This window comes from Bradyrhizobium sp. 2TAF36 (genome assembly GCF_052114925.1).
GTDB lineage: Bacteria > Pseudomonadota > Alphaproteobacteria > Rhizobiales > Xanthobacteraceae > Bradyrhizobium > Bradyrhizobium barranii.
In genome coordinates, this window is the sequence record NZ_JBFRFR010000142.1 from 1 (window position 1) to 11,331 (window position 11,331).

Here is an 11,331-nt window from a genome sequence, read left to right on the forward strand (position 1 = left end):
GCGGGTCACATGATCCAGCAATCGGATACGGCTGACCTGATGGCCGCTGTCGACGAAGCCGCGGCGGAAACGCTGCATTGAGCCACCGCGGGTCACATGATCCAGCAATCGGATACGGCTGACCTGATGGCCGCTGTCGACGAAGCCGCGGCGGAAACGCTGCATTGAGCCACCTGATTCTCCCGAGAAGCATCTGGTCGCGGCACGATCCGAATTAGGAACGTCCAACACAGCGCTCAGTTGGCCCCGGTATCTCCTGTAGTCAAAGGTCTTTCCATGTATCATCACGTCAAAAAGCTCATGTTCACAGTCCGGGTCGACGAGCCCGATCCCCGGTTCGGCAATATGCTGCTGGAGCAATTCGGTGGCGCCAACGGCGAGCTTGCGGCCGCCATGCAGTATTCCATTCAGGGTCTCAATTGCGAGGATCCTGACCGTAAGGATCTCCTCATGGATATTGGAACCGAGGAGTTGAGCCACCTTGAGGTCGTCGGATCGCTCGCGCGCCTGCACTTGAAGCCCATGAAGTTCGATCGCGAAGCGGCGGAAGCCGATCCCTTGATCGCGATTGCCGGAGGCGGCGGCGTCAATCTGTTCAACTCGCAAGGCAGTGCCTGGACGGCGGATTATCTCAAGATCACCGGAGAACTCGACGTCGATCTGCGCAGCAACATCGCCGCAGAAGCTCGGGCCAAGATCGTCTATGAGCGCCTGATCAATTTCTGTGATGACGCCGGCACCAAAGACGCCTTGCAATTCCTGATGACACGGGAAATCACCCACATGAAGGCGTTCTCACGCGCGCTGGAAAGCATGAACAAGCCCGCGTTCAGCATCGGCCGCATCGCTCCGACGCCCGGTCTCGTGAACCAGTTCTTCAACGATTCGACAGGGTCCGGCGACAATGGCGAAATCGACACCAGAGGTCCCTGGAATGAAGGCGAGGACTGGGTTTTCATGGAATCACCGGCACTCCAGAACGGCGATCCCGGTGCGGCGCCTTCCATCGTTGCCGAGAGCTCGCCATCGGAACCGTCCGTTGGCCTTGACGACCTGCTGATCGATCAGCTGCGGGATCTCCTGCACGCGGAGAAGCAGTTGACCAAGGCATTGCCTCAGATGATCGAGGCTGCCCGCTACGACCAGCTCTCTGAGCTGTTCACAGTTCACCTGGCCGAAACCGAAGCGCAGATCGAGCGTCTCGACGAGTGCTTCGAACTTCTCGGGAAGAAGCCGCGCGCCAAGGCTTGCAAGGGCATGCAGGGGCTTGTCGAGGAAGGCGACGAAGTGATCAAGGAGGGCGCCAGGAAGGACGATGCCGCCGCGGATCTCGCGTTGATCGGTGCGGCACAGCGTGTCGAGCATTACGAGATTGCCGGCTATGCGACCGCCCGCAACCTGGCGCAGCAGTTGCGTCACACCGCCGTCGTCGCGCTGCTTTCCAAGAATCTCGCCGAGGAAGAGAACGCGGATCAGTTGCTCAATCAGGTCGCACGTTCGTTGATGTCGGTTGCGAAGATGCCCGCCGCCATCGAGCAGACGTTCGCCGAGGATGAGCCCGCCGGAGGCTAGGTCGGCCTTGAACCATTGACCACAAGGCAACGCGGCCCCTGCAGGGGCCGCTGCGCCACCACAGCCGGAAAGGATCTCGCATGCCCCCGAAGATCAAAGAACATACCTGCCCGCTGTGCAATGGAACCGGCTTTCCCAAATCCAAGGAGCCAACGCACCCGGGTCGCAAGATCTATCCAGTCAAATGCGAGTCCTGCCAAGGCAAGGGCAAGATATCGGAGATGACGTGACGTGATCTCAGTGCTTTGAGGTCGCGCTAAAGGCCGGTCCTACTCCGCCGCCTGCCGTACATGCCGCGCCGTCGGCGTGCGCATGGTGACGAGCTCTTCGGCCGCGGTCGGATGCAGCGCGATCGTCGCGTCGAAGTCGGCCTTGGTCGCCTTCATCTTCACCGCGATCGCGACCACCTGGGTGACCTCGGCGGCGCAATCGCCGACGATGTGGCCGCCGAGCACGCGGTCGGTCGAGCCATCGACGACGAGCTTCATCAGCACGCGGGTGTCGCGGCCCGACATCGTCGCCTTGATCGGCCGGAACGTCGTCTTGTAGATGTCGACGTGGCTGAATTGCGCACGCGCCTCGGTCTCCGTCAGACCGACCGTGCCGACCTCCGGCTGCGAGAACACCGCGGTCGGAATGTAGGAATGATCGACCTGCACCTCGCGCTTGCCGAACACGGTGTCGGCAAACGCATGCCCCTCGCGGATCGCAACCGGCGTCAGATTGTGCCGGTGGGTGACATCGCCGATCGCATAGATGTTGTCGACCGAGCTCTTCGAAAAATGGTCCACCGCGATGCCACCATTCTCGGGGTTGATGGCGACGCCGGCCTTCTCCAGGCCGAGATTGGCGACCGACGGATGGCGGCCGATCGCGAACATCACTTGGTCGGAAGCAAGGCTCGAGCCGTTCGACAGATGCGTGGTAAATTCCTCGCCGTGCCGATCGACCTTCGCCACCGTGCAGCCGGTGAGAATGGTGATGCCCTGCTTCTCCATCTCGCTGCGGACGTGGGCGCGAACGTCCTCGTCGAAACCGCGCAGGATGTTGTCGCCGCGATAGATCACGGTGACGTCGGAGCCGTAGCCGGCGAAGATGCCGGCGAATTCCAGCGCGATATAGCCGCCGCCCTGGATCACGATCCGCTTCGGCAGCTTCTTCAGATGAAACGCCTCGTTGGAGGAGATCACGTGCTCGATGCCGGGGATCGAGGCGCCGTGGTTGGGCGCGCCGCCGGTGGCGATCAGGATGTATTTTGCGCTGATCTTCCGGTCGTTCTCGAGCAGGCGGACGGTGTGCTTGTCCTCGATCACCGCGCGACTCTTGACGACCTGCGCGCCCGACTTCTCGACATTCGTCGTGTAGGCCGCTTCCAGCCGCGCGATCTCCTTGTCCTTGTTGGCGATCAGCGTCGGCCAGTCGAAGGTCGCGGGCGGAACGGTCCAGCCGAAACCAGCGGCATCTTCCAGCTCGTGACGGACATGCGATCCGATCACGAACAGCTTCTTCGGCACGCAGCCGCGGATCACGCAGGTCCCGCCCATGCGGTACTCTTCCGCGATCATCACGCGCGCGCCGTGACCGGCCGCGATGCGGGCGGCACGCACGCCGCCCGAGCCGCCACCGATGACAAAGAGGTCGACGTCGAATTCAGCCATTGTCCACTCCGACCTCTTCTTTCAGCGCATGATCCGGAGACGTGTGCAGCGGTTCTCCGATAGGACCATGCGCAAATAACATCCTAAAGCGCGATGACGCGCTTTAGGGATTTCTGATCAGATAGGTACTGTCAGATTTCCTTGCCACGCTTGCGCATCTCGGCACGGAAGGCACCCATCACGGTCTCGGAGAAGTTCTGGGCCCAGGAGTTCATGAAGGCCATGCTCAGGCCGATGGCGCGCGGCTCGGCGTCGATCAGCTTCTTGCCCAGCGGCGACTTGTAGAAGGTGACGAGGTCCTTCAGTTCCTGCTCGGTGAACTCGCTGGCATAGATCTGCGCCATGCCTTCGCCGATCTCGTTCTGGCGGCCGTTGAGCTGCTGGGCCACGATCGGCGCGACCTCGCTGAGCTCCTTCTGGTAGTTGAGATTCTGCTGGATCAGCGTGATCTTGGTCTTCTCGACCATGCCAGGCACGGCGCCCTGATACATCGCGGTGGCGTTCTTGATCTGCAGGATCTCCTTGGCCGCCGCGATCGCCGCAGGCGAGGCTTTCGGCGGGGCGGGCGCGGGAGCAGCCTTCTGGGCCGGCGCGGCCTGCTGCGCGATCGCCGGGACCGCCAAGACGGCCAGTCCAGCAGCAAGCGTCGCGGCCGGCAAGAATCTCAATACGCTCTTCATTCCTAGTCTCCTTTCGGCTTACGCCGTTCAATCACGCGAATTCCCTCGCCGCCCGCCAAAACGGCCGAGCTGGCCAAGCCGATAAACAAGCCATGCTCGACCACGCCGGGGATCGAGCTCAACGCCTTGGCGAGGCCAGGCGGATCCACGATGCGTCCGAGCTGAGCATCGAGAATCCAGTGGCCGCCATCGGTGACGAAAACGTGGCCATCCTTGTCGCCGCCTTTGGCCTTGCGGACCGCCATTTGCCCGGAAACGCCGCATTCGGCAAATGCCTTCTCGATCGCGCGGCGCGTCGCGCCGAGCCCGAACGGGATGACCTCGATCGGCAGCGGAAAGCGGCCGAGCGTCGGCACCCATTTGCTGTCGTCGGCAATCACGATCATGCGATCCGAGGCGGCCGCCACGATCTTCTCGCGCAGCAGCGCGCCGCCGCCGCCCTTGATCAGGTTGAAGTCGGGATCGATCTCGTCGGCGCCGTCGACGGTGAGGTCGAGATGATCGATCTCGTCCAGCGTCGTCAGCTTCACACCGCAGCGCTCGGCGTCGAGGCGCGTCGCCTCCGAGGTCGGTACGCCGATCACCTTGAGCCCGGCCTGCACGCGCTCGCCGAGCAGCTCGACGAAATGTTTGGCGGTCGAGCCGGTGCCGAGCCCGAGCTGCATGCCGTCACGCACCTCCTCGAGGGCGCGCGCCGCAGCCTGCCGCTTCAACTGGTCCATGTTCACGATGCGCCCGCCCCTGAATTTTAGAGTGTGCCGCCGATAGGTTGCTTGCGGCGGCCTATGTAGCCTCGTTTTTCCCGCCGGAACAGGCCTCCGGGCCGATCTTATAAGGTGAACTTATGGCTTCGGCCCTTGCGCCGATCCGGCCGGCCCGATAGCGCTGGGACCATGACCTCCCCTTACACCCTCGTCTTCGATCTCGACGGCACGCTTGTGGATACGGCGCCCGACCTGATCACCGCGCTGAATTTCGTGCTCGACCGCGAAGGGCTGCCGCCCGTGCCGATGGCCTCGGCCCGCAACATGATCGGCGCCGGCGCCCGCAAGCTGATCGAACGAGGGCTGGAGGCTGAGGGCCGCATGGTCACGCCGGCTGACATGGACCGGATGACGGCGGATTTCATCGCCTATTATGCCGACCATATCGCGGTCGAATCCCGTCCGTTCGAGGGGCTCGAGGCCGCACTCGACCAGTTTGCCGCCCAGGGCCACCGGCTGGCGGTCTGCACAAACAAGCTGGAATGGCTGTCCAAGCGCCTGCTGGACCAGCTCGACCTCACCCGCCGCTTTGCCGCGATCTGCGGCGCGGACACCTTTGGCGTCCAGAAGCCCGATCCGACCATTTTCCGCGAGACCGTGGCGCGCGCCGGCGGAGCGGTCAAAGCCAGCATCATGGTCGGCGATGCCGGAACCGACGTCGGCGTGGCCCGGCGCGCTGGGGTGCCCGTGATCGGGGTCAGCTTCGGCTATACGGACGTGCCGATCGCCGAGCTGAAGCCGGACCGGCTGATCCATCACATGCGCGACCTGCCGGCCGCGGCCCACAGCCTAATGACTGCCTAGGAACCACAAGCCTCTGAGATAACTGCCATATTCTACGGAACCCTGCGTTAACCATCTATTAACTATGCACAGCGCGCCGGTTGCTTGCTTGGAACGACGCTCGTAGGTTCGCCCGGGGATGTGGCGGTTCGTCGCAGTTAGAAGTGGGTGGTCATGCGTCGTGTCATCGCGATTGCGCTAGCGGGAGCGAGCCTTGGTGGCTGCTCCTCGATGTCTTGGGACATGTTCAAATCGGCGCCGCCGACCGTCCAGGTCCGGCTCGAATCCAATCCTCCGGGGGCTGACGCTACGACCTCGCTGGGTGCGGGTTGCAAGACCCCCTGCTCCGTCTCGGTTCCCGCCCCCGACGCCCCCTTCACCGTCGCTTTCGCGCTGCCGAAATATCAGCCGGCCAGCGTGCCCGTGAACGTGATCAAGAACCCCGGCGATTTGACCACAGCCGCCACGGTCACCACCGATCCGAATCCGGTGTTTGCGGAACTCCAGCCGGCAGTGCCGCCCAAGCCTGTGAAGAAGCCGCACCGGCCGAAGAAGCCGRAGCCGGCCGCAGCCGCCGCGGCGCCTGCGGATGCCGCACCCGCTGCGGCCCCTGCGGATGCTGCACCTGCTGCGGTGGCGGCCTCGCCGTTTCCCGATCCGAACGCAGGAAAGCGCTGATCCAAGCGCTGATTACGTATACCACCCGATTGTCCTAACCGCGTCCGATGCTTAGATTGCTTCCAGAGCACCACTGAAGCAAAGGTGCGCCCGTCGCCGTAAGTGACAAGGCATTTGGCAAGGCATCTGGTATGAACGGACCTTCCGCGAGCCCTCTCGCAGCAGCGAGCCCCCGCGACGCGCTGTCGAGCGCGATGACCGATCCGTTCGGGCGGACCATCTCGTATTTGCGCGTATCCGTCACCGACCGCTGCGATCTGCGCTGCTTCTATTGCATGTCGGAAGACATGACATTCCTGCCCAAGGCGGACCTGCTGACGCTGGAGGAGCTCGACCGGCTCTGCACGGCCTTCATCGCCAAGGGCGTGAAGAAGCTGCGGCTCACCGGCGGCGAGCCGCTGGTCCGCCGTAACGTGATGACGCTGGTGCGCTCGCTGTCCCGCCACCTTTCGAGCGGTGCCCTGAGCGAGCTGACCCTGACCACCAACGGCACCCAGCTTGCGAAACACGCCCGGGAGCTCGCCGATTGCGGCGTCCGCCGCATCAACGTCTCGCTCGACACGCTCGATCCCAAGAAATTTCGCGAGATCACCCGCTGGGGCGAGATCGACAAGGTGCTGGAGGGCATCGAAGCCGCGCGTGCCGCTGGGCTTGGCGTGAAGATCAACGCGGTGGCGCTGAAGAACCTCAACGAGGACGAGCTTCCCGACCTGATGCGCTGGGCGCACGGCAAGGGCATGGGCCTGACGCTGATCGAGGTCATGCCGATGGGCGAGATCGGCTCGGGCCGTATCGACCAGTACCTGCCGCTGTCGCTGGTGCGCGCGCGGCTCGCCCAGCAATTCACGTTGACCGATTTGGCCGAGAGCACCGGCGGGCCGGCGCGCTATGTCAGCGTTGCCGAGACCGGCGGCAAGCTCGGCTTCATCACGCCGATGACCCATAATTTCTGCGAATCCTGCAACCGGGTGCGCATCACCTGCACGGGCACGCTGCACACCTGCCTCGGCCACGAGGATGCTTCAGATTTGCGCAAACCCCTGCGTGCATCTGACGACGACATGCTGCTTGCGGATGCGATCGACCGCGCCATCGGGCTGAAGCCCAAGGGCCACGATTTCATCATCGACCGCCGCCACGACCGCCCCAGCGTCTCCAGGCACATGAGCGTCACGGGCGGCTGAGGGATTCGCGCCCTCCCCGCCATAAGCTTTTGACTCGGCGTCAATTTGCCCATTTTCCGATTGACGGCGCACAAGCCCGCTGGTTTGGTGCAGCCGCCTTTGCTTGCCCGGCAGCAATAAGCCGGCCGCGCCCCTTTGGCGGTCGCGGTCAAGACGGCAAGGCACGAGGGGAGGACTGACGCCGCAATCGCTCCGGAATATTGTCCGTGCGGTCGCGTGCTTTTCGCACGCCGGCCAGGCGATGCGTGCTGAAGCCTCCCGTAAAGTGTTGGGCCGCGACGGCGACGGAGAGAAAGTAAGATGCGTCCATTGCTGGCGGTGAGCAACGCCATCGACGCCCTCAATGAAAAGATTGGGTACGTCTGTAACATCTTGGTGCTGCTGGCGTGCCTGGTCAGCGCGGCCAATGCCATGATCCGCTATGCCTTCAGCAACTCCTCGAACGGCTGGCTGGAGCTGCAATGGTACATGTTCGCCATCCTGGTGATGTTCGGCGCGTCCTACACCTTCAAGCGCAACGAGCATGTCCGCGTCGAGATCTTCTACCTCACGCTCTCGGAACGCGGCCAGCTCTGGCTCGACATGATCGGCACGCTCTGCTTCCTGATCCCCTCCTGCCTCCTGCTCGCCTATCTGTCCTGGCCGTTCTTCATGCAGGCCTATAACGTCGGCGAGATGTCGGGCAATGCCGGCGGCCTGATCCGCTGGCCCATCAAGTTCGTGATCCCCGCCGGCTTCGTGTTGCTGGCGCTCCAGGGTGTTTCCGAAGTCATCAAGCGTATCGCGGCTCTCCAGGGCTATGTGACGATCGACGCCAAGTACGAGAGGCCGACCCAATGATTACGCTGGAAATGATGCCGCCGCTGATGTTCGGCGGCCTGGTTCTGGCGATGCTGATCGGCTTCCCCGTCGCGTTCACGCTCGCGGCGGTCGGCCTCTCCTTCGGCTTCCTGTCCATTTATCTCGGATTCTTCGACCTCAACTTCCTCCAGGCGATTCCCGGCCGCGTGTTCGGCAGCGTGCTKKCCAACGASYTGCTGCTSGCSATYCCGTTCTTCACCTTCATGGGCGCCATATTAGAGAGATGTGGACTGGCCGAAGATATGCTGGACTCGATGGGCCAGCTGTTCGGCCCGGTCCGCGGCGGCCTCGGCTATTCCGTCATCATCGTCGGTTTCATCCTCGGCGCCATCACCGGCACGGTGGCGGCGCAGGTCATCGCCATGGCGCTGATCTCGATGCCGGTGATGATCCGCTACGGCTACAACATGCGCTACATCACCGGCGTGCTCGCGGCCTCCGGCACGATCACGCAGCTGGTGCCGCCCTCGCTGGTGCTGATCGTGCTCGCCGACCAGCTCGGCAAGTCGGTCGGCGACATGTATCTCGGCGCCTGGGGTCCCTCGGTGTTCCAGATCATGCTGTTCGCCGGCTACACCTTCATCCTCGGCCTGATCAAGCCGAGCCACGTGCCGCCGGTGCCGAAGGAAGCGCGCACGCTGACCGGCTGGGCGCTGTGGAAGAAGTGCCTGATGGGCATCATCCCCTCGGCCGTGCTGATCTTCGTCGTGCTCGGCACCATGATGATGGGTCTTGCGACCCCGACGGAAGCCGGCGCGATGGGCGCGGTCGGCGCCATCGTGCTCGCCGCGATCCATCACAAGGACTTCACCTCGAAGGACCGCATGATCCTGATCGGCGGCGTGATCGCCGCCGGCGTCGGCACCATCGTCGCGATGCTGTTCACCGAGAACCTGGTCTTCAGGCTCTCGTTCGCCGTCACCTATCTCGCCGTGGCGTGGATCTGCATCCAGGCCGCACGCATCCCCGAGCTGCGCGACCTGATCAAGCAGGGCTACGAGTCCACCATGCGCCTCACCTGCATGGTCACCTTCATCCTGATCGGCTCGACCTGCTTCTCGGTGGTGTTCCTCGGCGTCTCCGGCGGCGTCTGGCTCGAGCATCTCCTGACCTCGCTGCCCGGCGGCGTGTGGGGCTTCCTGATCTTCATCAACCTCTTCATCTTCTTCCTGGCGTTCTTCCTCGACTTCTTCGAGATCGCCTTCATCATCCTGCCGATGATCGCGCCGATCGCGCAGAAGGTCCTCGCCCCCGTGGTGGGACCGGACGCGGCGCTGATCTGGTTCGGCGTGATGCTGTGCGTAAACATGCAGACCTCGTTCCTGCATCCCCCGTTCGGCTTCGCGCTGTTCTATCTGCGCGGCGTGGCGCCGAAGGAAGTGAAGAGCTCCGACATCTATTGGGGCGCAATCCCCTGGATCGGCCTGCAGCTGATCATGGTGCTGCTCGTGATCATCTTCCCGATCACGGTGACGGGCCTGCTCGACAAGCCGCTCAACGTCGATCTCGACAAGGTCAAGATCGAAGTGCCGCAGATCGACCTGCCGCCACTGGATCTCGGACCGCCGCAGAAATAGCGGCCATAACCATCGCCGTCATGTTCCGCCTCGGCGGTTCATGACGCGCGCGCCCGCGCACGTGACAAGCGCCGGAAACACGGGCATACCGGGCCATCCTCCAACTGATGGACCGCCGCGCATGTCCCGATCGCTCCCCGCTGCGTCGCTCGCCCCCTTGATCGCGTCGCTCTGGCTGGCATGTGCCGCAACGTTTGCGCATGCGGAACCGATGAGCGATGTCCATGCGCTGGCGCAAAAGGAGCAGCAGCCGCTGCTCGACACGCTGCGCGATCTCGTCAGCATCGAATCCGGCAGCAAGGACATCGACGGCCTGAACCAGATCGCCGAGCGCGTTGCCGGCCAGCTCAAGCAGCTCGGCGGCACGGTGGAGATTTTGCACCCCACCGACGTCTATCGCCTCGACGACACGCCCGAGACAATCGGCCCGGCCGTGCACGCCGTGTTCAAGGGCACCGGCAGCAAGAAGATCATGCTGATCGCCCACATGGACACGGTGTACCTGAAGGGCATGCTTAAGGACCAGCCGTTCCGCGTCGACGGCGACAAGGCCTACGGCCTCGGCATTGCCGACGACAAGCAGGGCGTCGCGCTCATTCTCCATACCGTGGCGATGCTCCAGAAACTCAATTTTAGGGATTACGGCACGCTCACGGTGCTCACCAATGGCGACGAGGAGATCTCCTCGCCCGGCTGGCGCAGCACCATCACCAAATTTGCCGCGGATCAGGACGTGGTGTTCTCGTTCGAGGGCGGCGGCACCGACGGCACGCTGCGCCTTGCCACCAGCGGCATCGGCTCAGCCTATCTCACGGTGCATGGCAAGTCCTCGCACGCCGGCGCGCGGCCCGAGGGCGGCGTCAACGCGCTGTACGAGCTCTCGCACCAGGTGCTGCAGATGAAGGACCTGTCCAAGCCCGAGCAAGGCCTGAAGCTGAACTGGACGGTCTCGAAGGCCGGCACCAACCGCAACGTGATCCCGGCCGACGCCTCGGCCCAGGCCGACGCACGTGCGCTCAAGGTCGCAGATTTCGACGAGTTGCAGAAGGCGCTGCAGGAGAAGATCAAGAACCGCCTGCTGCCCGACTCCAGGGTCGAGCTGAAATTCGAGGTGCGCCGCCCGCCGCTGGAGGCCAACGACGCCTCACGCCGCGTCGCGGCCTACGGCAAGACGATCTATGGGGAGATCGGACTGTCCCTCAAGGTCGACGAGAAGGCGACCGGCGGCGGCACCGACGCCGCATTTGCCGCGCTCAAGACCAGCGGCGCCGTGGTGGAAGGCATGGGCCTGTCAGGCTTCGGCGCGCACTCCAACGATGCCGAATATGTGCAGATCAACAGCATCGTGCCGCGGCTCTATCTGGCCACGCGCATGATCATGGACCTGTCCACGGGCAAGCTGAAATAGCGGCCGCTTTCTTCCCTTCTCCCCTTGTGGGAGAAGGTGGCGCGAAGCGCCGGATGAGGGGTCTCTATCCGCACGCTTTAATGAGAGTTGGACTCGCGGAGAGAACCCCTTGTAAGTCGAAGCGCCGCAGGTCTGCTATTGTAGACGTTGCGGTGACGGACGGGAG

The 11,331-nt window shown here is 63.6% G+C and carries 10 protein-coding genes; 7 read left to right on the forward strand and 3 right to left on the reverse strand.

Annotated features, from left to right (window positions below):
- Positions 1 to 276: 276 nt before the first annotated feature.
- Positions 277 to 1,572 (forward strand): DUF892 family protein, encoded by a 1,296-nt coding sequence (locus tag AB4Z51_RS42220; RefSeq protein ID WP_439034552.1) that lies wholly within the window; start codon positions 277 to 279, stop codon positions 1,570 to 1,572.
- Positions 1,573 to 1,841: 269 nt separating this feature from the next.
- On the opposite strand, the gene gor is transcribed toward AB4Z51_RS42220, so the two are convergent.
- The 3 genes from gor to rpiA form a co-directional block, all read right to left on the reverse strand.
- On the reverse strand, positions 1,842 to 3,230 hold the full coding sequence (gor, locus tag AB4Z51_RS42225; RefSeq protein ID WP_441499534.1) for a glutathione-disulfide reductase: 1,389 nt from the start codon (positions 3,228 to 3,230) through the stop codon (positions 1,842 to 1,844).
- Positions 3,231 to 3,361: 131 nt separating this feature from the next.
- Positions 3,362 to 3,910, reverse strand: a complete 549-nt coding sequence (locus AB4Z51_RS42230; RefSeq protein WP_063984021.1) for a DUF2059 domain-containing protein — start codon at positions 3,908 to 3,910, stop codon at positions 3,362 to 3,364.
- 2 nt (positions 3,911 to 3,912) lie between these two features.
- Positions 3,913 to 4,638: a ribose-5-phosphate isomerase RpiA gene (gene rpiA / locus AB4Z51_RS42235; RefSeq protein WP_028146742.1), complete on the reverse strand. Its 726-nt coding sequence runs from the start codon at positions 4,636 to 4,638 to the stop codon at positions 3,913 to 3,915.
- 165 nt (positions 4,639 to 4,803) lie between these two features.
- Between rpiA and AB4Z51_RS42240 the strand changes: the two genes are divergently transcribed.
- The 6 genes from AB4Z51_RS42240 to AB4Z51_RS42265 all read left to right on the forward strand — a co-directional run bounded on the left by AB4Z51_RS42240 (position 4,804) and on the right by AB4Z51_RS42265 (position 11,165).
- Positions 4,804 to 5,478, forward strand: a complete 675-nt coding sequence (locus tag AB4Z51_RS42240) for an HAD-IA family hydrolase (protein ID WP_063984022.1) — start codon at positions 4,804 to 4,806, stop codon at positions 5,476 to 5,478.
- Positions 5,479 to 5,631: 153 nt separating this feature from the next.
- Positions 5,632 to 6,135, forward strand: a complete 504-nt coding sequence (locus AB4Z51_RS42245) for a hypothetical protein (protein WP_441499535.1) — start codon at positions 5,632 to 5,634, stop codon at positions 6,133 to 6,135.
- Positions 6,136 to 6,266: 131 nt separating this feature from the next.
- Complete coding sequence (gene moaA, locus AB4Z51_RS42250; protein WP_085404869.1) at positions 6,267 to 7,319, forward strand: GTP 3',8-cyclase MoaA; 1,053 nt, start codon at positions 6,267 to 6,269, stop codon at positions 7,317 to 7,319.
- 300 nt (positions 7,320 to 7,619) lie between these two features.
- A complete protein-coding gene (locus tag AB4Z51_RS42255) occupies positions 7,620 to 8,159 on the forward strand; it encodes a TRAP transporter small permease subunit (protein ID WP_014496195.1) in 540 nt (179 codons plus the stop codon).
- Complete coding sequence (locus AB4Z51_RS42260; protein ID WP_441499536.1) at positions 8,156 to 9,757, forward strand: TRAP transporter large permease; 1,602 nt, start codon at positions 8,156 to 8,158, stop codon at positions 9,755 to 9,757. Before AB4Z51_RS42255 ends, AB4Z51_RS42260 begins: the two co-directional genes overlap by 4 nt.
- Before the next feature lie 121 nt (positions 9,758 to 9,878).
- The gene (locus AB4Z51_RS42265; protein ID WP_441499537.1) at positions 9,879 to 11,165 is read left to right on the forward strand and encodes a M20/M25/M40 family metallo-hydrolase; all 1,287 of its coding nucleotides are present in this window, start codon (positions 9,879 to 9,881) and stop codon (positions 11,163 to 11,165) included.
- Positions 11,166 to 11,331 lie beyond the last annotated feature (166 nt).